The organism is Acetobacter sp. DmW_125128, assembly GCF_008704325.1.
Lineage (GTDB): Bacteria > Pseudomonadota > Alphaproteobacteria > Acetobacterales > Acetobacteraceae > Acetobacter > Acetobacter oryzifermentans.
This window is the reverse complement of sequence record NZ_VHOP01000009.1, coordinates 38,923-65,415: the sequence shown is the minus strand read 5'-3', so window position 1 is coordinate 65,415 and position 26,493 is coordinate 38,923. Positions and strand designations below refer to the sequence as shown.

Annotated in this window: 24 protein-coding genes and 1 tRNA gene; 18 read left to right on the top strand and 7 right to left on the bottom strand. The window is 50.7% G+C overall.

Going from position 1 to position 26,493, the window contains the following annotated elements:
- Positions 1 to 5: 5 nt before the first annotated feature.
- Entirely contained in the window at positions 6 to 965 is a 960-nt protein-coding gene (locus FKW19_RS03955) for a tetratricopeptide repeat protein (protein ID WP_089178320.1), read from the bottom strand.
- Positions 966 to 1,203: 238 nt separating this feature from the next.
- Between FKW19_RS03955 and uvrA the strand changes: the two genes are divergently transcribed.
- From uvrA to rimI, 8 genes are all read left to right on the top strand, one after another.
- Complete coding sequence (gene uvrA / locus FKW19_RS03950; RefSeq protein ID WP_063353242.1) at positions 1,204 to 4,068, top strand: excinuclease ABC subunit UvrA; 2,865 nt, start codon at positions 1,204 to 1,206, stop codon at positions 4,066 to 4,068.
- A complete protein-coding gene (locus FKW19_RS03945) occupies positions 4,068 to 4,907 on the top strand; it encodes a creatininase family protein (protein ID WP_089178321.1) in 840 nt (279 codons plus the stop codon). Before uvrA ends, FKW19_RS03945 begins: the two co-directional genes overlap by 1 nt.
- Positions 4,908 to 5,014: 107 nt before the next feature.
- Entirely contained in the window at positions 5,015 to 6,313 is a 1,299-nt protein-coding gene (locus FKW19_RS03940; RefSeq protein WP_089178322.1) for a YncE family protein, read from the top strand.
- Between the two features lie 81 nt (positions 6,314 to 6,394).
- Positions 6,395 to 7,627, top strand: a complete 1,233-nt coding sequence (locus FKW19_RS03935; protein WP_089178323.1) for a DUF2075 domain-containing protein — start codon at positions 6,395 to 6,397, stop codon at positions 7,625 to 7,627.
- A 234-nt stretch (positions 7,628 to 7,861) separates the two neighbouring features.
- Positions 7,862 to 8,422, top strand: a complete 561-nt coding sequence (locus tag FKW19_RS03930) for a NifU family protein (RefSeq protein WP_006116607.1) — start codon at positions 7,862 to 7,864, stop codon at positions 8,420 to 8,422.
- A gap of 67 nt (positions 8,423 to 8,489) precedes the next feature.
- A complete protein-coding gene (locus tag FKW19_RS03925) occupies positions 8,490 to 9,119 on the top strand; it encodes a malonic semialdehyde reductase (protein ID WP_089178324.1) in 630 nt (209 codons plus the stop codon).
- Positions 9,116 to 9,808, top strand: a complete 693-nt coding sequence (tsaB, locus tag FKW19_RS03920) for a tRNA (adenosine(37)-N6)-threonylcarbamoyltransferase complex dimerization subunit type 1 TsaB (protein ID WP_089178325.1) — start codon at positions 9,116 to 9,118, stop codon at positions 9,806 to 9,808. Before FKW19_RS03925 ends, tsaB begins: the two co-directional genes overlap by 4 nt.
- A gap of 2 nt (positions 9,809 to 9,810) precedes the next feature.
- Positions 9,811 to 10,263: a ribosomal protein S18-alanine N-acetyltransferase gene (gene rimI, locus FKW19_RS03915; RefSeq protein WP_193561103.1), complete on the top strand. Its 453-nt coding sequence runs from the start codon at positions 9,811 to 9,813 to the stop codon at positions 10,261 to 10,263.
- A 50-nt stretch (positions 10,264 to 10,313) separates the two neighbouring features.
- Here rimI and purD read toward each other — a convergent pair whose 3' ends face one another.
- Positions 10,314 to 11,597: a phosphoribosylamine--glycine ligase gene (gene purD / locus FKW19_RS03910; protein ID WP_089178327.1), complete on the bottom strand. Its 1,284-nt coding sequence runs from the start codon at positions 11,595 to 11,597 to the stop codon at positions 10,314 to 10,316.
- A gap of 51 nt (positions 11,598 to 11,648) precedes the next feature.
- Here purD and xseA point away from each other — a divergent pair, with 51 nt between their 5' ends.
- The 4 genes from xseA (at position 11,649) to FKW19_RS03890 (ending at position 14,891) form a co-directional block, all read left to right on the top strand.
- Positions 11,649 to 13,103 (top strand): exodeoxyribonuclease VII large subunit, encoded by a 1,455-nt coding sequence (gene xseA / locus FKW19_RS03905; protein ID WP_089178328.1) that lies wholly within the window; start codon positions 11,649 to 11,651, stop codon positions 13,101 to 13,103.
- 98 nt (positions 13,104 to 13,201) lie between these two features.
- Positions 13,202 to 13,543 (top strand): hypothetical protein, encoded by a 342-nt coding sequence (locus FKW19_RS03900; protein WP_003623232.1) that lies wholly within the window; start codon positions 13,202 to 13,204, stop codon positions 13,541 to 13,543.
- A gap of 54 nt (positions 13,544 to 13,597) precedes the next feature.
- Positions 13,598 to 13,684, top strand: a tRNA-Leu gene (locus tag FKW19_RS03895).
- A gap of 31 nt (positions 13,685 to 13,715) precedes the next feature.
- On the top strand, positions 13,716 to 14,891 hold the full coding sequence (locus FKW19_RS03890; RefSeq protein ID WP_089178329.1) for a phosphoserine transaminase: 1,176 nt from the start codon (positions 13,716 to 13,718) through the stop codon (positions 14,889 to 14,891).
- An 83-nt stretch (positions 14,892 to 14,974) separates the two neighbouring features.
- Here FKW19_RS03890 and FKW19_RS03885 read toward each other — a convergent pair whose 3' ends face one another.
- The 5 genes from FKW19_RS03885 to FKW19_RS03865 form a co-directional block, all read right to left on the bottom strand.
- Positions 14,975 to 16,366: an NAD-dependent succinate-semialdehyde dehydrogenase gene (locus FKW19_RS03885; RefSeq protein WP_006116615.1), complete on the bottom strand. Its 1,392-nt coding sequence runs from the start codon at positions 16,364 to 16,366 to the stop codon at positions 14,975 to 14,977.
- Positions 16,367 to 16,405: 39 nt separating this feature from the next.
- Positions 16,406 to 17,434 carry an alcohol dehydrogenase AdhP gene (gene adhP, locus FKW19_RS03880; RefSeq protein ID WP_063353251.1) on the bottom strand — a complete coding sequence of 343 codons (1,029 nt, stop codon included), beginning with the start codon at positions 17,432 to 17,434 and terminating at the stop codon, positions 16,406 to 16,408.
- 76 nt (positions 17,435 to 17,510) lie between these two features.
- The gene (locus FKW19_RS03875) at positions 17,511 to 18,926 is read right to left on the bottom strand and encodes an NAD(P)(+) transhydrogenase (Re/Si-specific) subunit beta (RefSeq protein WP_089178330.1); all 1,416 of its coding nucleotides are present in this window, start codon (positions 18,924 to 18,926) and stop codon (positions 17,511 to 17,513) included.
- A complete protein-coding gene (locus FKW19_RS03870) occupies positions 18,927 to 19,253 on the bottom strand; it encodes an NAD(P) transhydrogenase subunit alpha (protein WP_089178331.1) in 327 nt (108 codons plus the stop codon).
- Positions 19,250 to 20,401, bottom strand: a complete 1,152-nt coding sequence (locus tag FKW19_RS03865) for an NAD(P) transhydrogenase subunit alpha (RefSeq protein ID WP_089179853.1) — start codon at positions 20,399 to 20,401, stop codon at positions 19,250 to 19,252. The genes FKW19_RS03870 and FKW19_RS03865 overlap by 4 nt, the downstream gene beginning before the upstream one ends.
- Before the next feature lie 401 nt (positions 20,402 to 20,802).
- Here FKW19_RS03865 and FKW19_RS03860 point away from each other — a divergent pair, with 401 nt between their 5' ends.
- From FKW19_RS03860 to FKW19_RS03835, 6 genes are all read left to right on the top strand, one after another.
- On the top strand, positions 20,803 to 21,825 hold the full coding sequence (locus tag FKW19_RS03860; protein WP_089178332.1) for an aspartate-semialdehyde dehydrogenase: 1,023 nt from the start codon (positions 20,803 to 20,805) through the stop codon (positions 21,823 to 21,825).
- Positions 21,826 to 21,961: 136 nt separating this feature from the next.
- The gene (gene sdhC / locus FKW19_RS03855; RefSeq protein ID WP_006116621.1) at positions 21,962 to 22,435 is read left to right on the top strand and encodes a succinate dehydrogenase, cytochrome b556 subunit; all 474 of its coding nucleotides are present in this window, start codon (positions 21,962 to 21,964) and stop codon (positions 22,433 to 22,435) included.
- Between the two features lies 1 nt (position 22,436).
- Complete coding sequence (gene sdhD, locus FKW19_RS03850) at positions 22,437 to 22,850, top strand: succinate dehydrogenase, hydrophobic membrane anchor protein (RefSeq protein WP_006116622.1); 414 nt, start codon at positions 22,437 to 22,439, stop codon at positions 22,848 to 22,850.
- Between the two features lie 117 nt (positions 22,851 to 22,967).
- The gene (gene sdhA / locus FKW19_RS03845; RefSeq protein WP_063353254.1) at positions 22,968 to 24,779 is read left to right on the top strand and encodes a succinate dehydrogenase flavoprotein subunit; all 1,812 of its coding nucleotides are present in this window, start codon (positions 22,968 to 22,970) and stop codon (positions 24,777 to 24,779) included.
- Positions 24,780 to 24,815: 36 nt separating this feature from the next.
- Positions 24,816 to 25,598 (top strand): succinate dehydrogenase iron-sulfur subunit, encoded by a 783-nt coding sequence (locus FKW19_RS03840; RefSeq protein WP_006116624.1) that lies wholly within the window; start codon positions 24,816 to 24,818, stop codon positions 25,596 to 25,598.
- 176 nt (positions 25,599 to 25,774) lie between these two features.
- On the top strand, positions 25,775 to 26,437 hold the full coding sequence (locus FKW19_RS03835; RefSeq protein ID WP_089179854.1) for a tyrosine-protein phosphatase: 663 nt from the start codon (positions 25,775 to 25,777) through the stop codon (positions 26,435 to 26,437).
- Positions 26,438 to 26,493: the final 56 nt, after the last annotated feature.

The following is a 26,493-nucleotide window of genomic DNA, read 5'->3' as shown; positions in this document are numbered from 1 at the left end:
CATCCTCATGAAAACAGCATGGAGGACAGACGACGGCGCGAAACCGCAGTTGCGGGTTCTTCATTACCCCATGCTTCAAAAAAACGCAGAAGCTGCTGTTTGGCAGCCCCTTCCTTCCAGTTACGGTCTGCCTTGATGATATGTAGCAGTTCATTCGCGGCTTCTTCGCGTTTTCCGGCAGCATTCAGGGCTGTTGCCAGTTCGCAGCGTGCTTCAAAATCTTCCGGGTTGGCGGCAAGGCGTGCGTGAATGCTTTCCATTTCCTCTGCCGCCTTGCGTCCTTCCTTTTTCAGGTCCAGCGCAGCACGTGCGCCAGCCACTTCCGGGCTATCGGTTATTTTAGCAGGTACATCTGCCAGAGCGGCAACAGCGGCATCTTCATCATCCAGCGCCAACATCGCGCGGATAAGCCCACCCCATGCACGTGGGTTTTCTGGCTCTTCCCCAATAACAGAGGAATACAGTTCTGCCGCACGGGCTGGCATTTCAGTTTCCAGCGCCACATCTGCTTCACGCAGTTGTTCTGTCGCAGGCAGAATGCCGCCACCGCTGCTTTTTAGAATGTTTTCGACAAAATTCTTGATTTCGCTTTCCGGCAAAGCGCCTTGGAACAGATCCAGAATCTGCCCTTTCCAGAAGGCAGCAACCAATGGAATAGACTGTAGCGGCAAGCCAACCTGCGCAAGCTGCCCAGCTAGAGCACGGTTTGCTTCAATATCAATTTTAACCAAGCGCACTTTGCCACGTGCTGCTGTCACCACTTTTTCCAGCACAGGAGCAAGCTGCTTGCATGGGCCACACCAATCTGCCCAGAAATCAACCAACACAGGAACAGAACGGCTTGCTTCAATCACATCCTGCATGAATGTGGCCTGAGACCCATCCATAATCACAGGTGCCGTGTTCTGAGGTGCTATGGTGCCGTTTTGTGCATCAGACTGCGGCTGACCGAGAAGGTGTTCCATATGTTCCTGTATCCTTAATCCAATGCTGCGGTCAGTATGGAAAATATCCTTCTGGCCGACTTTGATCTGTTTATATGTTCTAGATGGTCAATCAGAGCATGATGCGCAATGGCAATTAGGGCATGGCTTGCCCATATCAGATTAAAGACAATGGCTGTCGCCGCCTTATCACGCATTGCATGAAGGTGGCCTTAGGCGGCATACTAGGACAAAACAGGAACGGCGGCAGATTTCTTACATGAAAAAATCAGAATTTTCCGGTCAGCAGAGCATCCGGGTGCGTGGTGCGCGAGTTCATAATCTAAAAAACGTGGATATTGATATCCCGCGCGATAAGCTGACAGTCATGACTGGGCTTTCTGGGTCTGGCAAATCTTCTTTGGCGTTTGATACAATCTACGCTGAAGGGCAGCGCCGCTATGTGGAAAGCCTTTCGGCCTATGCGCGCCAGTTTCTGGAGTTGATGGGCAAGCCGGACGTAGATTCCATAGAGGGTCTTTCCCCGGCAATTTCTATTGAGCAGAAAACAACATCAAAAAACCCGCGTTCTACCGTTGGTACTGTTACGGAAATTTACGATTACATGCGCTTGCTTTGGGCGCGGGCAGGCGTGCCATATTCTCCAGCTACCGGGTTGCCAATTGAAGCGCAAACAGTCACCCAGATGGTTGACCGTATTATGGCGTTGCCGGAGGGAACACGCCTGATGCTTCTCTCTCCCGTTATTCGTGATAGAAAAGGGGAATACCGGAAGGAACTGGCAGAGCTTCAGCGTAAAGGTTTTACACGCGTAAAAGTAGATGGAACGCTGTACGAAGTTGATGATGTTCCTAGCCTGAACAGAAAGTTACGCCACACTGTAGAAGTTGTGGTTGACCGTGTTGTGGTAAAAGAAGGGCTTGAAACGCGCCTTGCAGACAGCCTTGAAACAGCCTTGGGGCTTTCTGATGGCATTGTGTATGCTGAAGAAGTTTCAAAAGATGAAAACAAGAAAACAGAAAAACTTGTTTTCTCATCACATTTTTCCTGCCCAGTAAGTGGGTTTACACTGGAAGAAATTGAGCCTCGGCTATTTTCTTTCAATGCGCCACAAGGGGCGTGTCCGGCTTGTGATGGCATTGGTGTGGAAACCTACTTCAACCCGCATCTTATTGTGCCGGATGAAAGCCTTAGTCTTACAAAAGGGGCTATAGCGCCATGGAAAGATGCGAAATCTCCATTATTGGAACAGACGCTTGAAAGTTTGGCACAGCATTTTTCTGTAAATATGGATACACCATGGAAGGATCTTCCAGAAAATGTGCGAGACGGTATTCTTTATGGCACTTCTGAAAATGTAGATTTCACCTATAAAGATGGCAGGAAAAGCTATGTTGTTTCCAAACCATTTGAAGGTGTTATTAAAAGCTTAGAAAAGCGCTTACGCACTACAGAAAGCATGTGGGTAAGAGAAGAGCTTTCCAGATATCAATCTGAAAAAGCATGTCATGTGTGTGAAGGTGCGCGATTGCGGCCAGAGGCGCTTTCTGTGCGTGTAGCTCATAAGAATATTGCACAAGCCTGTGAGTTACCTATAGGGCAAGCTCTGGATTGGTTTGATACAGTTCTGCCAACCCTTACGCCGCAAAGGGCCGAAATTGCACGCCGTATCCTGCGTGAGATTTTAGAACGTTTGAAGTTTCTTGATGATGTGGGATTGGAATACCTTACCCTTTCAAGAAGTTCAGCAACCCTTTCTGGGGGGGAAAGCCAGCGTATTCGCCTTGCTAGTCAGATTGGTTCCGGGCTGACAGGCGTTTTGTATGTTCTGGATGAACCTTCTATTGGCCTTCATCAACGTGATAATGAACGTCTGCTTGGCACATTGCAGCGTTTGAAAAACCTTGGAAATACTCTGATTGTTGTTGAACATGATGAAGATGCCATTAGAAGTGCAGACTGGCTTGTGGATATGGGGCCGGGTGCGGGCGTGAATGGTGGTACAATTGTTGCCCAAGGTACACCAGCAGAGGTTGCCAAATCTCCCGATAGTTTGACAGGTGCCTATCTTTCTGGGCGCAAGAAAATTGATGTTCCTGCTGAACGTCGGAAAATAAATAAAAAGAAAATTCTGACAGTTGAAGGTGCTACAGGCCATAATCTGAAAAATGTAACAGCCCGTTTTCCGCTTGGTACGTTCACCTGTGTAACTGGTGTATCGGGTAGCGGAAAATCTACACTGGTTATTGATACACTCTATAAAGCACTTTCTCGCCAGTTGATGGGGGCAGGCACATCTCCAGAACCTTATAAGCGCATTAAGGGGATGGAGCTGCTAGACAAGATTATTGATATTGACCAATCTCCTATTGGGCGCACACCGCGTTCCAACCCGGCAACCTATACAGATCTTTTTACACCCATAAGAGATTGGTTTGCGGAACTTCCTGAAAGTAAAGCAAGGGGTTACAAACCCGGCCGCTTTTCCTTCAATGTAAAAGGTGGGCGTTGTGAAGCATGCCAAGGTGATGGTGTTATTAAGATTGAAATGCACTTTCTGCCAGATGTGTTTGTAACGTGTGATGCCTGTAAAGGGCAGCGCTATAACCGTGAAACACTTGATATTAAGTTCCGCGGTAAATCCATTGCCGATGTGCTTGCCATGAGTGTGGATGAAGCTCTCCCTTATTTTTCAGCCCAGTCTCGTATTCGGGATAGGCTAGCCATTTTGCAAAAAGTTGGGTTGGGATATGTCGCATTAGGGCAGCAGGCCACGACCCTTTCAGGGGGAGAAGCGCAGCGTGTTAAGCTTTCCAAGGAACTGGCACGTAGGGCAACGGGGCGCACTCTGTATATTCTGGATGAACCAACAACAGGATTACATACGGAAGATGTAAGAAAACTTCTGGAGGTTTTGCATGCCCTTGTTGATCAGGGAAACACAGTTGTTGTGATCGAACATAACCTGGAGGTTATAAAAACGGCAGACTGGATTATAGATGTTGGCCCAGAAGGTGGTGATGGTGGTGGACAAATTGTTGCCGAAGGTACACCAGAAGATATTGCAGCATGCCCGGAAAGTTACACAGGCCGGTTTCTTGCTCCACTGTTAGTGAAAAAATAATGAAAGAATCTTTTTTTTCTTTAGCTATTATCGGGTTTTCTGCTCTGTTTGCAAATGGAGCAGAAACGCGCAATGCAGTGGCAGAAACAGCATGCTCTGCCCTGCCCTCTTCTGTGCTGTTTGAAAAACAGACATGGACAGAAATTCAGTCTGATATTGCGTGCGGGGTTACAACTATTATTATTCCCGTTGGTGGAACAGAACAGAGTGGGCCCTATATAGCTGTTGGCAAGCATAACACGCGTGTTATGGACATAGCGCAAAAGATAGCTGAAAAATCCGGAAAAACCCTTGTAGCACCAGTGGTTTCATATGTTCCAGAAGGTGGGATTTCTCCCCGCACTTCGCACATGAAGTTTCCGGGAACCATCACAATACCCGCAGATGTTTTTGAGAAATTGATGGCGTCTGCAGCAAAAAGTTTTCAGGTACAAGGGTTCCGTCTGATTGTTTTTATTGGCGATCATGGCGGTTATCAGAAATCTTTGGATAAAGTGGCTACGCAACTTAATAAGGAGTGGTTTGGCACCCAAGCTCAGGCTCTTTATGTAAAGCAATATTATAGCGTCATACCGCATCAGTATGCTCAGTGGCTTAGCCAGCATGGATATGCAAAAGATGTTGGTATGCATGCAGATATAAGTGATACATCACTCATGCTGGCGATTGATCCAACAATGGTAAGACTGGATGCATTACAAAAATCTGGCACGCCATCCAGCGTGCAGGGTATTTATGGGGGTGATCCGCGTAAAGCATCGGCCAGTTTGGGGCAGATAGGTATCAATATGCAGATAACTGCGGCAATTTCTGCTATTAACGATGCGCGAAATAAATAAGTGGAAGTTATTTTATAGAGTAGAAGGTAGGTTTTCTACTTAAAAAAGATTAGAATAGACCTTATTAAGGCACCATGATAAATCCAACCTGATGTAATAGATAAATCATGGTGCCAAAGATAATGAGGTATAGTGTAATGGCTTCCAAAGCCTATTTGATAGCAGCAACGACTTTAGCTGCGGTAATGAGCGCTGGAACGGCAGCATTTGCGCAGGATACAACGCCGGTGGCTCCGCCGGTTCAGCCTCCGGTGGCTGAAACTCCTGCACCTATAACCGCACCCGTTTCTACCCCTGTTCCGGAAAACGCAACAACTTTAGCTACAAAGATTGAAACAATACCGGGTATGCCCCCCGTTATTGATCCAAATAACCTTTATAGTGAAACGCGGGCCGATAATATTGCACCGGAAGTAGCACAAGATCTAGCACGTATTTATGTGCCAAATCTGCGCTCAAATGATGTTTCTGTTATTGATCCTGCAACTTCAAAAGTAGTGGATCGTTTTCCTGTTGGTAAAAGCCCACAACACGTTGTGCCTTCGTGGGATCTACGCACATTATGGGTAACCAATAATGCAGAAGGCACAACAAATGGTAGCCTGACGCCAATAGATCCGCGCACAGCCAAGCCTGGGCCAGCTGTGCAGGTGGACGATCCTTACAACATGTATTTTACGCCAGATGGCAAATCAGCCATTGTTGTAGCAGAGGCGCGTAAGCGGCTGGATTTTAGAGACCCGCATACAATGGCTTTGCAGGAATCTGTTGAAGTTCCGCAATGTAAGGGCGTGAATCATGCTGATTTCTCGATTGATGGACGTTATGCCATTTTCACATGTGAATTTGGGGGGCACCTTGTAAAAGTTGACACCGTAAATAAGAAAGTTTTGGGTTATCTGGCGCTTTCAAGTGGTGGCATGCCACAGGATATTCTGATCTCTCCAAACGGAAAAACCTTTTACGTTGCGGATATGATGGCAGACGGCGTTTTCCTTGTTGATGGGGATACGTTTAAGGAAACAGGCTTTATCCATACGGGTGTGGGTACGCACGGTTTGTATCCTAGCCGCGATGGTACAAAAATGTATGTAGCCAACCGTGGTTCTCATAAAATTCATGGTAAGCCGCATAGCAAGGCTGGTGGTGTTTCTGTAATTGATTTTGCAACGAACAAGATTGTGGCTGATTGGCCTATTCCTGGTGGGGGTAGCCCCGATATGGGGAATGTAAGCGCAGATGGTAAAAGCCTATGGCTTTCCGGGCGGTTTGATGATGTTGTTTACAGAATCAACACCGATGACGGTTCCATGATCAAAATTCCGGTTGGTGCGGAACCTCACGGTCTTACCGTATGGCCGCAGCCTGGCCGGTATTGCATCGGTCATACAGGTATTTTGCGTTAAAAGTAGAACCTAAAGAATGTTTTTGAAAAAAGCCTTTCTTGAAACAAGAAAGGCTTTTTTTATGGGATATAGGAAAGCGGTATGTCTGATTTTCAGAATGAAAATATTGAAAATAATAATGCAAAAAAGAAACTTTCTTCATTTCAAAAATTATCTCCTGCGCAGGAGTTGCTGAAGAAAGATATTCTTGAGTTTTGCAAAGATCATCAAAAAGATGAACACGCTATTTTTGTTATAGAAGGTGATGCAGGAACGGGAAAGAGTCTTGTTATAAATTCTATTTTTAATGATTTGCAGCGTATGTCCAGGAATGATCATCTGGGAGGCTGTTTTTCGGGTAAAGAAAATTATCTTATTGTGAATCATCCTGAAATGATGAAGCTATATACGAATATTTCAGAAGATTTCCCATATATCAGGAAAAAGGATTTTGAACGCCCAACAACATTTATAAATAAAATGAATAAATTAGGAAAAAGGGCGGATGTTGTTCTGATTGATGAAGCACATCTTCTTTTAACACGTTCTGATAAATACAATAGATTTAACCAAAACAATCATTTGGAAGAGATTATAAAACTTGCTCGTATTGTTATCCTTGTGTTTGATGAAAAACAGGTTTTAAAATTTAAAAGTTATTGGAATAAAAAAATGCTTTCGAAAATACTAGAAGGTTTCCCGGTAAGGGCATTCTATCTGACAGATCAATTTCGAATGCATGCAAACACGGATGTTCTGGAGTGGATAAAAAATTTCTGTTCAAAAAAAGTGACATCTTTCCCAAAAAAGCAGAGCTTTGATTTCAGATGCTTTGAGGATGCTCAAGAAATGTACGAGTTGATCAAGCAGAAAAACGACCAGTATGGATTGTCACGCATTGTTGCAACTTATGATTATCCATACAGATTGGATGGAAAAGAGCACTTTATTGATGAAGGGCGTTTTCATTTACGGTGGGATCTCTCAAAACCAGACGAAAAATTGCCTTGGGCAGAACGGCCAGATACCATCAATGAGGTTGGATCTGTTTATACAGTGCAGGGGTTTGATCTGAACTATGTGGGCCTTATTCTGGGCCCTTCCGTTACGTATGATGCACAAGCAGATTGCTTGCGCCTAGACCCGGCGCGGTATGAAGATGGTGCAGCATTTGCGGGCAAAGATGGCTTGGCTCAACCAGAACAGGTTAAAGAGCAAATCATGCTCAACGCTATCAATGTGCTTATGACAAGATCCGTAAAGGGGCTCTATATTTACGCGCATGATCCAGCTTTGAGGGAAAAATTGCTGCAAGAGCAATCATTGCGCAACTAAGCCCTTCCTTAATGCTGGAAGGCCGAGAGCTTATCACTTCATAACTGCATGGCAGATTTGCCAAACGGCAAGGGAAACATTCTGTCATGTAAAATTAAGGAAAGTTGATTATTCAAAGAAAATTAACCTCAAAAGAGCTGTTTTTCTTTGGATACAGGACTTGTTTCGTACGCATTCTAATGCCAACTGAAAGGTAACAAGTTCTCTTTCCTCATTACTCAGGCTCAACTGGTCATGTTCATAGAAACCGAAGGCACACCTAATCCTGCTACGCTCAAATTTCTGCCGGGGCAGGCTGTTATGGGCGATGCTGGCACTATTGATTTTATTGATGCTGATGCCGTAGCCGGTCGTTCTCCTTTGGCTGAGGCTTTGTTTGCCCTTCCGGGTGTTTCCCGTGTGTTTTTGGGGAACGACTTTGTGTCTGTAACAAAAGCAGATTCCGAAGATTGGGAAGAACTGCGCCCGCAAATTCTGTCCACTCTGATGGATCATTTTGTGGCAGGGCATCCTGTGGTGGCAGAAGGCGTGGCGGTTACAGAAGATGCCACCGCGCCGGAAGACGAAGAAATTGTAACCCAAATTAAGGAACTGCTAGACACACGCGTACGCCCAGCCGTGGCAGGTGATGGTGGGGATATTGTTTTCCGTGGTTATCGCAATGGCATTGTGCGGCTGACCATGCAGGGGGCTTGTTCAGGGTGTCCATCTTCCCGCGCAACACTCAAGCATGGTGTAGAAAACATGCTACGCCATTACGTGCCAGAAGTGGTTTCTGTTGAACAGGTAGATTAAGCACACTGCACCTGTCTGCTTTTGTCGCGCTTCAAAGCGTGGCATAGAAAGCAGGCAGGTGTTTTTTATGCCTGCCCTTTCAATGATAGATGCAAGACAGGGCAAGATACATATGCTGGATGAAAACGGGCTGGATCTCCTTTTCAGAAAGGCGCGTACGCCCCTCCGCTGGACAACCCGCACAATTGAAGAAGATGTGCTGCGCCAGCTTTATGATCTCACAAAATTTGGCCCAACATCCGGCAATTGTAGCCCTGCCCGGTTTGTTTTTATTACCGGTTCAGATGGGCGTGAGAAACTGCGCCCGGCTTTGTCTGCGGGCAACGTTAATCGGGTTATGGGGGCGCCTGTTATTGCCATTGTCGCGCATGACCCATTGTTTTTTGAACAGTTGCCGCGTTTGTGTCCGCAGGAAAACCTGCGTTCATGGTTTGCATCAGACGTTGGGTTGGCAGAAGAAACTGCTTTTCGTAACGGCACGCTCCAGGGGGCTTATATGATTATGGCAGCGCGTGCCCTTGGGGTGGATGCTTTGCCTATTTCTGGGTTTGACCAAGCGTTGGTGGAAGATGCTTTTCTGGCCGAACAAGGGTGGCGCGCAAATTTTCTGCTGTGTCTGGGATATGGAGATTTTGAAAACCAGCCACCACGTGCGCCTCGTTTGGCGTTTGAAGAAGCCTGCTGCGTGGTTTCATGATGGTACAGCGTATTCTGGTTCTGGATGGTAGCCCGGCAGGAGAGTCGGCTTGTGGAATGGCTGCATGTGTTCAGGTTGAGAGGGATAAGCTTTTGGTGCTGCATGCCGAGGTTGTTGCTGGCAAGCAGGCAGCAGAAGGCATTAATCTTCTTGCTGATCAGGTTTTACAACAAGCAGGATGGGGCGCTGAAACCGGCGTACAGCCAGACCTTGTGGCCGTGGTTGTGGGGCCGGGATCTTTTACAGGGTTGCGGGCGTCTTGTGCTGTAGCCGCCGGGTTTGCATTGGGCGCAGGCTGCCCAGTGGTGGGCGTAACACGAGCAGAAGCACTGACACCTGCACTGGACGCAGAATTGCAGCGTTATCCAGAGTTAAAAGGGTGGATGGTGATAACGCCAGCGCGTCGTGGCCGAGTGTTTGTAGAGGATGCTCAGCAAGTCCGTGCCGTCATGATAGCCAATTGGCATCCGCCAGAAGGAAGCTGGTTGGTGGCGGGGGATGCCTGTGAGGCTCTTTCTTTTTCACATGCTGTTTACTCTTCATTACACACACCAACACCAGAGCAAATTGCAAGTGCAGCGTTAAAGCGCCAAATGGGTAAGCTGCCTTTGCTAGATCCTGTTCCACTGTACGTAGATCCGCCAGAAGCCAAGCTCCCGGCGGATGGATTAAGAGCCAAACCAGTTTGACCGTGCATGTGCAGGAAGCCAGCGTTGTTTACGCACCTTTGCTGGCCAACATACATACCCAGTGCTTTGGTGCAGGCGCACAGTGGGATGAAGCAGCCATAACGGCTTTGCTGTCATCTCCGGGTGTGCAGGCAGGTCTGGTTATGGTGAAAGATCAACCAGCGGGCTTTATAATGTTGCGAAGCGTGGTGGATGAAGCAGAGGTTTTAACTATCTGCATTCTGCCGGAATATAGAAAGCGCGGTTTGGCGCAACGTTTGCTGGCATGGTGCATACAGGTTGGGCAGCATAATGGGATGCAAAACCTGTTTTTGGAAGTGTCTGTAAACAATCAATCCGCCAGAGCCCTGTATGAAAAACAGGGCTTTGAAAAACTGGGTTTACGTAAAAAATATTATGAAGATGGATCGGATGCCTTGGTTCTGGGTCGATCCTGCCAAGCAGTAAGCCCTTAGCCAAACAGAAGTAACTCTGCATAACCAAGGGCTGTTATTTTAAAAGCGGCTTAAAGGGCGCGGTTACCGATATCTGTGCGCCATATTGCTCCATCCCACGAAATGGTTTTAACACCTTCGTAAGCGCGTTCTTGCGCCTGTTTCACGGTATTGCCCAACGCGCAAACAACCAGCACGCGCCCTCCGGCTACAACAAGTTCTTCCGCAGAATTCAGTTTGGTGCCCGCTTGGAACACCTGCACATCAGGTAGTTTGTTGGCGTCTTCGATACCGGAAATCACGGCACCCTTTTCTGGCGTGCCGGGGTAGCCACGGGCTGCCATTACAACGCAAACAGATGCTTGATCGGAAAATGTGACAGGGGCTGTATCCAGCTTATCTTCAGCAAGAGCCTTTAGGGCAGGAAGAAGATCAGACGTTAGCCGAGGCAGCAGAGCTTCGGCTTCCGGATCACCAAATCTAACGTTGTATTCGATTAATTGAGGGCCACTTTCTGTCAGCATCAGCCCCGCAAAAATAACGCCCCGGAAAGGTGTGCCACGGCGCACCATTTCTTTCAGCATAGGGCGTACCATCACATCAAGCGCAGCTTCCTGTTCTGCCCGACCAAAGCTTTTTGGAGGAGAAACCGCTCCCATTCCACCGGTATTGGGGCCTGTATCTCCATCTCCAATGCGTTTGTGGTCTTGGGCAGCGCCAATCAGCGTGGCTGTTTCTCCCGCACAGAACGCAAAAAGCGAGACTTCCTCACCAATCAGGCAATCTTCAATCACCACGCAGCGGCCTGCATCCCCAAGTGAGCCGCCGGCCATCATGTCCTGTACAGCGCTTTCGGCTTCGGCCAGTGTGGTGGCCACCACAACGCCTTTTCCGGCGGCCAGACCATCGGCCTTGATAACAATGGGTGCGCCTTTTTCACGCACGTATGTTAAAGCAGCGTTTACGTCCGTAAACCGCTCAGCCTGTGCTGTGGGAATATTGGCGGCGTAGCAGATTTCCTTGGTAAAGCTTTTGCTGCCCTCAAGCCGGGCGGCGGCCTGTGTGGGGCCAGCGCAGGCCAGCTTGGCGCGGGCACAGGCATCTGCCAAACCAGCTACCAACGGAGCTTCCGGGCCGGGAATAACCAGATCGACTTTTTGTTCCAGAGCAAACTGCACAAGTGCAGGAACATCCTGCGCACCAATGGGCACGTTTATACCAAGTTCTGCTGTGCCGGGGTTGCCGGGTGCGATAAACAGGGCTGAAAGTTCCGGAGAACGGGCAAGTGTTGCGGCCAGCGCATGCTCCCTGCCGCCAGATCCAACCAGAAGTACCCGCATTGTTTTCTCCTGCATCTTGATGTTCTGCTCTTTTCAGGGCGAGCGTCTGTAGCATAGGTTAGCCGCATGACCGAACAGTTTGACATTCCATCGGCCAGTAACAATGTGCCGGAATTTACCGTTTCAGAAATTTCGGGGGCTATCCGGCGTACGCTGGAGGGCACGTTCAGCCGCGTACGTGTGCGTGGTGAGATTACGGAACTTAAACGCTACCCTTCCGGGCATGTGTATTTTTCGCTCAAGGATGAACGGGGCAAGATTTCCGGTGTGGTATGGCGTGGTTCGGTTTCCCGTCTTGGTCTGGTGCCAGAAAACGGGGTGGAGATTATCGCCACCGGCAAGATTTCTGCTTATGGTGAGCGCTCCAGTTATCAGCTTGTTGTAGAGCGGATGGAATATGCGGGCGAAGGCGCTTTGCTGGCCCGTATTGAACGCTTGCGCTTAAAGCTGGCGGAAGAAGGGCTGTTTGATACAGCCCGCAAAAAAGACATTCCGCTTTTGCCGCGTGTGATCGGGGTGGTAACATCACCTCAAGGTGCTGTGCTGCATGATATCTGTACAACCCTGCAAAGGCGCTTCCCCCGACCTGTGATTGTCTGGCCCGTGCCCGTACAGGGAGAAGGGGCAGCAGCCCGCATTGCTGCGGCTATTGATGGATTTTCGCAGCTTGACGGGCTGGGCGCCGTGCCACGGCCAGATGTGTTGATTGTGGCACGCGGTGGCGGATCATTAGAAGATCTGATGGCTTTTAATGATGAAGCTGTGGTGCGTGCGACGGCTGCATGCTCAATTCCGCTGATTTCTGCTGTAGGACATGAAACAGATACTACCCTGATTGATTTTGCATCAGACAGGCGTGCGCCAACACCCACAGCTGCCGCAGAAATGGCTGTGCCAGTGCGCACGGAACTTTTGGCGGATATTGAGCACCGAAATGCAAGGGCAGTGGGCGCGCTTTCCCGTTTGCTGCAAACGGCCCGCTTAAGGCTGGATCGTGCATCTTCCGCCATGCCGGATCTGCCAAGCCTGTTGCAGACAGCGCGTATGCAGTTGGATGACAGAGGGCGGCGGCTGGATGTTGCCTTGCCCGCTTTGGTGCAGCGGCGTAAGGCGGATCTGGTTGCGGTTGAACGTCATATGCCTGCGGTTGAAACCTTATTGGCAGGGCGGCGCACACGCTTGGCCGTACTGGCAAACATGTTGCAGGCCAGCATGGCGCATACATTCCAAAGGCAGGATGCCCGGTTGGGTTGCTCACGGATATCCCCTGCCCCATTGCAAGCATTGGTGCGGGAAAGACGCACAGCTCTTGTTGGTATTGCCGGGCAGTTAGAAGCTATTTCCCCCCGTGCGGTATTGGCCCGTGGGTACGCGCTTGTTACCGCAGAGGGGCGGCCAGTGACCAGTGCTGAACAACTCAGTGATGGTGAGCGTGTAGAACTAACATTTGGTGATGGCGCGCGTCCGGCTGTTATTGGTGATGGCACACACCGCCCCAAGCAAGGTGTACTGGAGCTGTAACACACCGAGTTGAGATGTACTGCCAATCGGGTTTATGATCTGCCAAATATAAACCACGCGGGCGGAGGGGCCCGCGCCGTCAGGAAAGAATAAAGCGCATGTCCATCCGTTTTTCTGTTGGTGTTGTCAGCCTGTGTCTGGCAGGAGGGCTGCTGGCAGGGTGTGCGCCTCAGCAGGGGCATCGTATTCCACCACAAAGCTTCGCTCCGGGTCTGACAACCGAGCCATCAGCTACCAATGATAGCCATTTGACGAATGATCCCTCCGCACCGCTGAACACACCATTGTGTGGAACAGCTGCGCGTGAAAATATGGCGATGGGTGTGCAAAATTATCCGCAGCCCCTTTCTTCTGGCAATTCTTGCGTGCAAAATGCATGCTTTGATACCCAGACAGGCACCTATATTGCCTCTGATGGTACAAAAAGAGTGTGCCGATAATGCATGCATGCTCTTTTCCCAGCGGCAATTTGCTGGTAGGAAAAGGGCCACGCTGCGAGAGTGACGGAATTGGTAGACGTAGTCGACTCAAAATCGACCGCCCGAAAGGGCTTAGGGGTTCGAGTCCCCTCTCTCGCACCAGATTTCTTCTCCCCCTATTCTGGCCAAGGTTATGACAGCCGCTTCCTTATCCGTTCTTCCTCGTCCGGCCAGCCGTCCCCTTAATCCATGCTTTTCTTCTGGCCCTTGCGCAAAGCGGCCGGGTTGGAATGTATCGGCGCTGGCAAATGCGTTGGTTGGGCGTTCGCATCGCTCTGCGGAAGGGCGTGCACGGCTGAAAGAAGTTATTGATCGCTCCAGCGCCATTTTGGGAGTGCCTGAAGGGTGGCGCGTAGGAATCGTGCCTGCTTCTGATACTGGCGCTGTGGAAATGGCCTTGTGGTCCATGTTGGGGGAACGCCCAGTAGATGTGTTGGCGTTTGAAAGTTTTTCTGCACTATGGGCGCAGGATATTGTCACCCAGCTTAAGCTCGAAAATACACGAGTTTTGAAAGCCGAATACGGCAGCCTGCCAGATATGGCGCAGGTTGATTGGAACCACGATGTGGTGCTGGCATGGAATGGCACCACATCTGGTGTGCGCATTCCTTCAGCAGATGCCATTCCGGCGCAACATGGTGGGCTGGTGATCTGTGATGCTACATCTGCTGCGTTTGCAATGGATCTGCCGTGGGACCGGCTGGATGTGGTTACATGGTCTTGGCAGAAAGCTTTGGGGGGTGAAGCCGCACATGGCATGATTGCCCTTTCCCCCAAAGCTGTGCAGCGGTTGGAAAGTTTTCAGGCTCCGCGCCCACTGCCAAAAGTTTTCCGTATGACCAATAAGAATGGTCTGATTGAAGGCATCTTTCGGGGGGATACCATCAACACGCCTTCCATGCTGTGTGTGGAAGATGCGTTGGATAGCCTGAAATGGGCAGAAGGTGCTGGTGGCCTGGAAGGGCTGAAAGCACGCAGCCAAGCCAATCTGGCTGAAGTGACCATGTGGGTGGAAAAAACGGATTGGGTAGAGTTTCTGGCCCAGAAGCCTGAGGAACGTTCTTCCACAGCAATCTGCTTGCGTATTGTGGCCCCGTGGTTCTTGGCCCTTGAGCGCGATGAACAGACTAAAACAGTCAAGAAAATGCTGGCCGTTCTGGCAGAAGAAGGCATTGGGTTTGATCTGGCCAGTTACCGTGATGCCCCTGTGGGCCTGCGTATCTGGGGTGGTGCTACGGTAGAAGCGGCAGATGTGCGTGCATTATTGCCTTGGTTGGATTGGGCTTTTGCTCAGGTTGCGCCGCAGTAATTAAATTTTTTAGCGTTACACAGCATTAAAAAAGGCGGAGGGAATTTTCCCTCCGCCTTTTTTGTTGGATGAAGCCGCACCTATTAGAAAGGTGCGTCGATGTCCACGATGTCGATCAGCTTGGTATTGACGAATTCTTTCAGGCCAAGGTCAATCAGTTCACGACCAAAGCCAGAACGTTTCACGCCACCAAACGGCAGATCAGCTTTCACCATGGTTGGGTGATTGATGTACACCATACCGGTGTCCATTTTGCGTGCGAGTTCAGCAGCTTTTTCTTCGTTCTGAGAGAAGATGGAACCACCCAGACCGTATGGAGAATCGTTGGCGATTTCTACAGCATGATCTGCGTCTTTCGCGCGGAACAGCATGGTAACTGGGCCAAAGAATTCCCAACGGCGCGCCGGGTTGCTTTCATCCAGATCTGTTAGAATAACAGGGCGGAAGAAGCAGCCTTTGTTGGGCATTTCCAGCGGAACTTCTTCTGCCTTTGCACCGTGTGCTACGGCTTCAGAAACCTGCTTTTTCAGATCTTCTACAGCACCGCGGGAAGAAAGCGGCGGCATGGTGGTGTTGGGGTCCATCGGATCCCCCATACGCAGGGCGCTTACACCTTTGCGGTACAGTTCTACAAACTTGTCGTAAACGCCGTCTTCCACAATCATGCGCTTGGCGTTAACGCACACCTGCCCGCCATTCCAGTGGCGGCCAAAAACAGCCCATTTGGCAGCTTTTTCAATGTCTGCATCGTTCAGCACGATCAGCGCATCGGAGCCACCAAGTTCCATGATACACTTTTTAAGTGCGCCACCGGCTGTAGCAGCAATTTTGGCGCCCGCGCCTTCAGAACCCGTAAGGGCAACACCACGCACGCGCGGGTCCTGAATAACCGTGGCAAGCTGGGAATGGGATGGATACAGGTTGATAAAGCCACCTTCTGGCAACCCGGCATCCAGCATCAGTTTTTCCATGGCGGCAGCACACTGCGGCACATTGGAAGCGTGCTTTAGGATAACCGTGTTACCAGCAGAAAGCTGAGGGGAAATAATGCGGGCAACCTGATAGAACGGGAAGTTCCACGGTTCAATCGCAACGATAATCCCCTGCGGTTCGTACACAAGTTTGGCACGGCCTTCCTGCGGGTCTGCTACGGGCAGATCCTGTGGCTCCAGCAGCTTTTCAGCATTCTTGGCATAGTATTCGAAAATAGCGGCGGACAATTCCGTTTCTGCCTGAGCTTCGGCAAAGCGCTTGCCCATTTCAAGGGTCAGCAGCTTGGAATACTCATCCAGATTTTCGCGCAGCAGATCGGCTGCTTTTTGCAGGATGCGTGCACGATCAGCATGGGAGAAGTTTTTCCATTTCTGGAAAGCTGCATCACCCTTGGCAATTGCTGTTTCAATTTCCGCATCCGTGGTGGTGGGGAACGTCTTCACCTGCTCTTCGGTGAAGGGATTGATTGTTGCATAAGCCATCAGAATAACCCTTCTTTTGTTTCTGAGGTTAGGAGTTGCTCAGTTGCGGAAGTCCAGAACCACGCGGCCTTCCACCCGACCGTTCTTGAGCGCATCAAAAATTGCGTTGATGTTGTCAATCCGATCTGTTGTGGTGACAGATGTTACCTTCCCTTCTGCAAAGAAGGAAAGAGCTTCAATCATGTCCAGCCGTGTGCCTACTATGGAACCGCGAATGGTAATGGCATTCATGACCATGTCAAAGATAGAAATTGGGAAATCACCCGGTGGCAGGCCATTTAGCACCAATGTGCCCCCTGCCCGCACATATCCCATAGCCTGAGAAAACGCTTTGGTGGAAACAGCGGTAATCAATCCCCCGTGCACGCCACCAACCTTTTCCTGCATAAATGTTGCTGGGTCTGTGTTTCTGGCGTTAACAGTGTACATGGCGCCAAGCTTTTTGGCGGTTGCCAGTTTTTCATCATCAATGTCTACCGCCACAACATTTAGCCCCATTGCTACGGCGTACTGCACGGCCATTTGGCCTAATCCCCCAACGCCAGAAATGGCTACCCAGTTCCCTGCTCGCGTATCTGTCATCTTCAGGCCTTTATAAACGGTCAGGCCAGCGCACAGTACGGGGGCAACTTTTACGGGGTCCACGCCTTTGGGCAGATGGGCAATATAATTCGGATCAGCCACCACGTATTCGGCAAAGCAACCGTTTACGGAATAGCCCGTTTCTTCCTGCTTCGGGCAAAGGGTTTCCCACCCTGCCAAACAGTGCTCGCAATGGCCGCAGGCAGAATAGAGCCAAGGCACGCCTACAACATCGCCTTCCTTCACCCAGTCTACTTCGCTGCCAACTTGCACCACAGTTCCCACGCCTTCATGACCGGGAATAAACGGCAGATGTGGTTTTTTTGGCCAGTCTCCGCTGGCAGCATGCAAATCTGTATGGCACACGCCGCAGGCTATCATCTTAACCAAAATCTGTGTGGGTTTAATGGTCGGGATGTCCAGCTCTTCAATGGTTAGTGGTTTGCCAAATTCATGAACCACAGCGGCTTTCATTTTTCCGGACATGATATGCTTCCTTATATTTTACAAACAGACATGAGAAATAAAAAAGGGCGAGGGGGAAGCCTCGCCCGTGTCATGTTTAGGAGCCGCCAAGACTTTTGACAGCTTCAACCATTTTGGAAAGCACAGCCTGTGCATCTCCAAATACCATTGTGCAGTTCTTCTGGAAGAAAAGCGGGTTCTGTACGCCGGAATATCCAACGCCCGTGCCACGTTTAATGACAAATACCTGATGTGCTTTGTAAGCGTTCAAAATAGGCATGCCATAAATGGGGGAGGATTTATCTGTTAGGGCTTCCGGGTTCACCACATCGTTGGCACCAATAACCAGCGCAACATCCGTTGTGGCAAAACTATCATTTATGTCATCCATGTCATAAATCATGTCATATGGCACGCCGGCTTCAGCCAAAAGAACGTTCATATGCCCTGGCATACGGCCTGCTACAGGGTGGATGGCAAACTTAACATCCACACCATCGGCAACAAGAATTTTGACAAATTCGTAAAGTTTCTGTTGTGCCTGTGCAACAGCCAGTCCGTAACCGGGAATAATGATGACGCTGGAGGCATAACGCATGGTGGTGGCGGCATCTGCAGGATCAACAGATTGCATTTCACCCTGCGGCCCTTTGGCGCTGCTTGAGCTATCACCAAAGTTGCTGAACAATACGTTGGTGAGTGAACGGTTCATGGCTTTTGCCATCAACACGGTAAGCAGCGTGCCAGCAGACCCTACAACCATGCCAGCAATCATGAGGGCCGGGTTGTTCATCACATACCCTTCAAGCCCAACGGCCAGCCCTGTGAAGGCGTTGTAGAGCGAAATCACAACCGGCATATCGGCACCACCAATAGGCAGTGTCATGCACACGCCAAACAGCAGAGCCATCAGGAAGAATAGATCCCGCGGCAGCTCCCCCATTGGGGTGCTATACTGCATGACTGTGAGCGCACCTAATACCAAAGCAATAAGAAACACCCCAGCATTGAAAACACGCTGTCCAGTAAAGCGCACAGGCTTTTTCATCCGCCCGTCCAACTTGGCCCATGCTATAATGGAACCGGTAAGCGAAATGCACCCGATAAGCGCGCCCAAAACGGTAATGCTGAGGTGCAAGGGAGATGTTGGGTCATCGCTTAAAAGTTCTACGCCTGCCAAACAGGCAGCAGAACCACCGCCCATACCATTAAAAATGGCAACCATCTGCGGCATAGCTGTCATTTGCACGGTACGGCCACGCCAGCCAGCCCATGCGCAACCCAAAACCAGAGCCAGAACAGCCAATACCACATTTACCAGAAGATGCGGTTTTGCGGCTTCTGTTACGTTAAATAAATTTAGAAAAGTTGCTGCAATAACAAAGATCATACCGTAACCGGCTGTAACAATACCAGATACAGCCGTAACGGGGGATGACATGGCTTTCAGCCCGTAAATAAACAGGCCGGCAGCAATAAGGCCACTTAGGCCCACAATGTATTCAATAAACATTTATTGCTGTTCCTTTTTGGGTGCAGCTGTTTTTTGGCTGGGCCGGAACATGGCAAGCATACGGTCTGTTACCACATAGCCGCCCATCACGTTGCCTGCGCCTAGAAAAACCCCAATAAAACCAATAATCTGTCCGGGAATGCTGGTGGCGTTAAACAGTGCATCCAACGCACCCACAACCACAATGCCGTGGATGAAGTTGGAGCCGGACATTAGGGGCGTATGCAGGATGGATGGCACACGGCTGATCACCACATAACCGGTAAAGGCGGCCAGCATGAAAATGTATAAAGCGATAATAAAGGTCATGGATGTTGCGGTAATCATGATGCTTTCTCCACTGGCGAGCTTTCGATAAACTGTTTGATGGCATCATTAGTTATTGCACCATTATGCGTAAGAGTAGTGCCTTTAATGACATCATCCGTAAAATCAGGCTTCAGCACACCATCATGCACAACCTGTTCTAAAAGGTTGTAGATATTCTTGGCATAAAGCTCACTCGCCTGTGCTGCCAGGCAGGATGGCAGGTTTGTTGGCCCAACCAATGTAACGGGCCCAATTTTTATAATTTCTCCTGCTTTTGTGCCTTCACAATTGCCGCCATTAGGGGCGCCCATATCCACTACAACAGATCCTTCCTTCATGGCGGCCAACTGGTCTGCGTCAATCAGGCGTGGGGCGTGTTTTCCGGGAACAGCCGCTGTGGTGATAATTAAATCTGCCTGTGCGATGTGTTGGCTGAGTGCGGCACGCACTTTTGTTTTTTCTTCGGGTGTCAGTTCACGTGCATACCCACCAGCTCCGCGGGCATCCACGCCGGTATCGACAAAGCGCGCACCAACAGATTCTGCTTCTTCTTTTGTTTCGGGGCGCACGTCGTAGCCTTCGCAAACTGCGCCAAGTCGATGTGCTGTTGCCAATGCCTGTAACCCGGCCACACCCAACCCCATAACCAACACGCGTGCCGCCCGGAGCGAGCCAACGGCTGTTGTCATCATGGGTAGGATTTTTTGCATATGCACACAGCCCAGTAACGGAGCGTAATATCCGGCTAACGCGGCTTGGCTGGAAAGAGCATCCATAGCCTGTGCCCGGCTGATGCGTGGAATAAGCTCCATGGCAAATGTGGTGATCTTGCTATCGCGCAAAGCCTTTACCAGATCAGGCTGGGTTTTGGCGTAAATGAAAGACACCAGCAAACTGCCGGCTTTCATTTTTTTTATCGTCTCCACGCAGGGCGGCTGCACAGCCAGCACAATATCTGCGTCTTCTAGAAGTTTTTGCGGATCTGCTTCTGTGGCAATGCCAGCCTGTGAGTATGCTGCATCCGTATAGGTTGCTGCGGCTCCTCCACCTTGCTCCAGAACCAGTGAGGCTCCAAGTTTGGCAATGCGCTGGGCGACTGAGGGAATCATGGCAACCCGTCTTTCATCGGTTGCCGTTTCCTTCAGAATTGCAATTTTAAGTGTCACGGTCTGTTCCAAACTCTGTTGTAAAAGTTGGGCAAAGGTCAGAACAGGTTTTGCATCCTGCCTGAGGCACGAAAATTATGACACTACGGCGCGTAGGGGTGCTGCAATGATGTGTATCAAAAACGTGGTCATAGTGTTCAAATAATTTGTTGTATTTTTGTTTAATGCTGGCACATCCCGTGTTCCGTATGTCGTGCGCTTAAACGGTTAACCACGGCATCGGGTTTCTGTGTCGGGCGGGTATCAAGGTTTTTGGGGCAGAAAAAAGCTGCGGGGCGTATAATCACTGGGGCAGATGCCCATGGCGGGCAATTCCATTTGGTTGCGTAATGGTCTAGGGTCTGCCGCCATCAGGCCATATATATGGCCGACATATATACAAGATCAAAAGCAGGTGGATTATGGGATATCGGGTTGCTGTTGTAGGCGCGACTGGAGCCGTGGGGCGTGAAATCCTCAAAACACTGGCTGAGCGGGAATTTCCGGTAGATGAAATTGTAGCGCTGGCCTCACCCCGCTCTACCGGGCGGGAAGTTTCGTTTGGAGATCGGGTTCTGAAAGTGCAGAACCTTGAAACATTTGATTTTACCGGTTGGGATGTTGGCCTGTTTTCTCCCGGTGGGTCTGTGTCTGCAAAATATGCACCCATTGCCGCCAAAGCCGGATGTGTGGTGATCGACAACACCTCTCATTTCCGTATGGATCCGGATGTGCCGTTGGTGGTGCCAGAAGTAAACCCCAACGCCCTTAAGCAGATCAAGCGCAACATTATTGCCAACCCCAACTGCTCTACCATTCAGATGGTGGTGGCACTGAAGCCCCTGCATGATCTGTTCACTCTCAAGCGGGTTGTGGTGTCCACCTATCAGGCGGTTTCTGGCGCAGGTAAGGATGGCATGGATGAGCTGTTCGCCCAGACGCGCGGCACCTTTGTGAATGATCCGCCCAAGATTGAACAGTTTCAGAAGCAGATCGCCTTCAACTGCATTCCGCAGATCGACCGTTTCATGGATGATGGTGCGACCAAGGAAGAATGGAAGATGCGAGTCGAGACCAAGAAAATTCTCGACCCGGATGTAGAAGTTATTGCCACCTGCGTGCGTGTGCCTGTGTTTATTGGCCATTCTGAAGCTGTTGTGGCTGAGTTTGAAGAGCCCGTTGATATCAAGCGCGCCTATGAAGCCCTGCGTGAAGCAGAAGGTGTTGTGGTGCTGGATAAGCGCGAAGATGGTGGCTACGTGACTCCGATTGACTCGGTGGGGGAAGACGCAACCTACGTTTCACGCCTTCGTGTCGATCCGACGATCCCCAATGGCCTCGCGTTCTGGTGCGTGTCCGATAATCTGCGGAAAGGTGCGGCTTTGAACGCGGTGCAGATTGCCGAAACCATGATTGCTCTCGATCTCCTGCCCAGACACGGTTGAGTGAGAATCCCGCCCCTCTCGGCCTCGTGTTGGTCTGTTCAATTGACCGGCCAGAGGGGTGGGGCGTAGGACAAAAACGATGCAAACGCCGGATCCAGCCGGCGCTACGGGATAGAGACGGGGTACGAGGCAGACAATGCAGGATATCCGTAAGGCCCTCTATGTAGGGAGCCGAAGTGACGGCAGACTTATTCAGCGGCCCATGTCGCCGCATTTACAGGTCTACCGTTATCGCCTTTCCATGGTTCTTTCCATTATGAACCGTATTACGGGCGTTATCGCAACAGCAGGTGCAACACTGGGTGTGTTCTGGCTTGGGGCTGCGGCCAAAGGGCCAAAAGCCTTTGCCACAGCGCGTAAGGTTACGGGCAACCCGCTTGGGCAGCTTGTGCTAGTTGGCTGGCTGGCATCTGTTATTTATCACACTGTTGGCGGTATCCGCCATCTGATCTGGGATAGCGGTTACCGGTATGACAAAAAGGAAGTTAACAAGGATGGCCCGGTAGCCGTGGGTGTTACCGCTGGTGTCAGCACTGTTTTGGCGGCTGGCCTTTTGGCTGTTTCCATTTGTCGCAAACGCAGCCGCGCCAAAGCAGGAAAGGTATCCTGACATGAATGCTTCTGCTCCTCATATTGAAGTCATGCGCTCCCAGCTTGGGCGGGCACGCGGGCTTGGGGCCGGGCATTCCGGTGTGGGCCACTGGTGGGCCGAGCGTGTAACGGCGGCTTCCCTGCTTCCGCTTTCAACGTGGTTTGTGGTGCAAATGTTCCGCCTGGGCGGCGCAGATCATGCAGAAGTGGTGAAATGGGGCGGTAAGCCCGTAAATGCCACCATGCTGATCGCCCTGATCATCACCACCTTTTACCATGCCCAGCTTGGGCTTCAGGTGATTGTGGATGATTACGTGCATGGCAAGGCACATTTGCCAGCCCGCCTGCTTGTTAAAATTGGCACCTCCCTGTTGGGGTTGCTGGGCGTAATTGCCGTTATCAAGCTGTTTGTGCGCGGCAGTAACGCCAAATAAGCTGGGCCGCCGCCTTATAGAATCAAGAGCCTGTGCCGCCAGCGCCCCAAAGCCTGAAGCGCTGTGGCACGAACCTGAAAAGACTGACAGGCCGAACGCAATGGGAGCGCCGTCACGATGAACGCCAATACCTCTCCGTCACGGGGAGCTTACCGAATTGTTGATCACGCTTATGATGTTGTGGTTGTGGGAGCAGGTGGTTCGGGCCTGCGTGCAACGTTGGGAATGGGCGCAGCAGGGCTAAGCACTGCATGTGTTACCAAGGTTTTTCCAACACGTAGCCATACTGTGGCTGCTCAGGGGGGCATCGGGGCTTCTCTGGGGAATATGGCCGAAGATAACTGGCGCTGGCATATGTATGACACCGTAAAGGGGTCTGACTGGCTGGGCGATCAGGACGCAATTGAGTTTATGTGCCGTGAGGCCGTGCCTGCTGTGCGCGAGCTGGAGCACTTTGGTGTGCCGTTCTCCCGCACGGAAGATGGCAAGATTTATCAGCGCCCCTTCGGCGGGCATATGAGCGATTACGGCAAGGCCCCTGTGCCACGTGCTTGCGCTGCGGCCGACCGTACCGGCCACGCTATTTTGCATACGCTGTATCAGCAGTGTCTGAAGCACAATGTTGAATTTTTTGTCGAATATTTTGCCATCGACCTTATCATGGATGAGGAAGGTGAATGCCGTGGCGTAATGGCTTGGTGCCAGGATGATGGCACAATCCATCGCTTTAACGCCAAGATGGTTGTGCTGGCCACTGGCGGCTATGGTCGTGCGTACCAGTCCTGCACCTCTGCCCATACCTGTACGGGTGATGGTAACGGTATGGCCATGCGTGCGGGCATTCCAACGCAGGATATGGAATTTGTGCAGTTCCACCCCACTGGTATCTACCCGGCAGGCTGCCTGCTGACGGAAGGCTGCCGTGGTGAAGGTGGTTATCTGACCAATTCCGAAGGCGAACGCTTTATGGAGCGTTATGCGCCAACGGCCAAAGATCTGGCATCGCGTGATGTGGTTTCCCGCGCCATGACGATTGAGATCAAGGAAGGCCGTGGCTGTGGCCCGAAAAAAGATCACATCATGATGCACCTTGAGCATCTTGGCTCTGATCTTCTGCACCAGCGTCTGCCGGGTATTATTGAAACGGCACGTATTTTTGCGGGTGTGGATGTTACCAAGGAACCTGTGCCGGTTCTGCCAACCGTGCATTATAATATGGGTGGTATCCCCACCAATATTCATGGTGAAGTGGTGCGCCCGACCCCAGATAACCCGGATGCCGTTGTGCCGGGGCTGATGGCCGTGGGTGAAGCAGCCTGTGTTTCCGTGCATGGTGCAAACCGTCTGGGCACAAACTCTCTGCTGGATCTTATCGTATTTGGCCGTGCTGCCTCTCGTCGCGCTGCGGAAGTGGTAAAACCAACAGACTTTACCCGTCCGCTGCCTGCCGGTGCGGGTGAAGCTGCGCTGGATCGGCTGGATCGTCTGCGTTATGCCAAGGGTGGCACCAAGGTTTCTGCCCTGCGTGAGCGTTTACAGCGTGATATGCAAACACATGCTGCTGTGTTCCGTACGCAAGAAAGCCTACAGGAAGGCGTGGACAAGATTCGCGATATCTGGAACGGCGTGAGCGATATCTCTGTGGCAGATTCCTCTCTGATCTGGAACAGCGATCTGATGGAAGCGCTGGAGTTTGAAAACCTGCTGGCGAACGCTACTGTCACGCTGGAAAGTGGCCTTGCGCGGCATGAAAGCCGTGGGGCGCACGCGCGGGATGATTATCCTAACCGTGATGACAAGGAATGGCTCAAGCATTCCGTATCGTGGCTGGATGATAAAGGTGGCGTGAAGCTAACCTACCGTCCGGTGCATATGAAGACCCTGACCGATGATGTGCAGGTCTTCCCACCCAAAAAGCGCGTTTACTGAGTTATCGGAACGAACGGGCGATAAAGGGAGGCGAACATGGTTGAACTCAGACTGCCGCGCAACAGCACGATCGGGAAAGGTAAAACCTTTCCCGCACCAGCCGGTGCAAAAAACGTTAGAACATTCCGGATTTACCGTTGGACGCCGGATGATGATAAAAACCCGGTTATTGATAGCTACGAACTTGATCTGGATACCATCGGGCCAATGGTGCTGGATGCCATCATCCATATCAAGAACGAAGTAGATCCTACGCTGACATTCCGGCGTTCCTGCCGTGAAGGGATTTGTGGATCCTGCGCCATGAATATTGATGGGGAAAACACGCTTGCGTGCCTTAAGCCCATCAAGGATATCAAGGGCGATGTGCGCATCTATCCGCTGCCGCATATGCCAATTGTAAAAGATCTGGTTTCCAATCTGGATGGTGCTTATGCGCAGTTGCGTTCCATCCAGCCTTGGATGCAGGCAGACAGCGCCCCTCCGCCGGATTCCGAACGGAAGCAGAGCATTGAGGAACGCGCCAAGCTGGATGGGATGTGGGAATGCATTCTGTGCTTCTGCTGCACAACCTCTTGCCCATCCTATTGGTGGAATGGTGACAAGTATTTAGGCCCAGCCGTTCTTCTGGCTGCTTATCGCTGGATTGCCGATAGCCGCGATGAACATACGGGCGACCGTTTGGACGGGTTGGAAGATACCTTCAAACTGTATGCGTGCCGCACCATCATGAACTGCACCCAGACATGCCCGAAGGGTCTGAACCCAGCCAAGGCCATTGGGCGCATTAAGGAACTGCAACTGGAACGGAAAGTCTGATTTTTCGTTTTTCCAGAAACATAGACGTAAAAAACCCGGTATGGCTTTGCCTTGCCGGGTTTTTTGTAACGTAAGCAGCGATATACCTTCTTCCGCGCCTTCTGCATTGACGGCAGCAAAGGAAGGTGGAACATGAAACCTGCTAGAAGACGATCTGTTTGGTAGTGAGGTTTTTTGTGTTTGACGGCCATCTTTCTTCATCATCTGGCCGCGCGCGGGCCTGGACTGACAGCCTGTTTGTAGATCACGCTATTTTCCGCTTGATGTGGACCAACTTCCACGCAGTTATTCCTGGCAAAGTATATCGGTGTAACCACCCCACTCCTGCGCGTTTGAAAAGGGCCATGGGGCGGTTGGGCTTGCGTACGCTGGTGAATTTACGTGGGCATAGAAAATGCGGGTCTGATGCTCTTTCCCGCAATGCTGCACGCGGCCTTGGTTTGCACCATGTAGATATGGCGTTTGAAAGCCGTGGCGCCCCCCATAAGGACAGAATTCTGCGGTTTGCAGATATGTACCAAAAGCTAGATTTTCCAGTACTGATGCATTGTAAATCGGGCGCAGACCGCGCCGGCTTGGCATCTGGCTTGGTTGTGTTGTTTGAGGGCGGATCTGCCCAGCAGGCGCTTAAGGAACTTTCTTGGAAATACGGACACTTCCGTAGCTCTCGTACAGGTATTTTGGATGCTTTTTTTCTGCACTATCAGGCAGAAGGAGAAGGCCGCATGCCTTTTCTTGAGTGGGTGCGGAATGAATATGATGAGCACGCTTTAAAAGAAGAGTTTGTAGCAAATAAGCTATCTTCTTTTCTGACAGATCAGGTTTTGCGGCGCGAATAAGCGCTGCAAAAAAATTACGGCTTCCACAATCCTTTTTGATGATAAGGCCATGATAT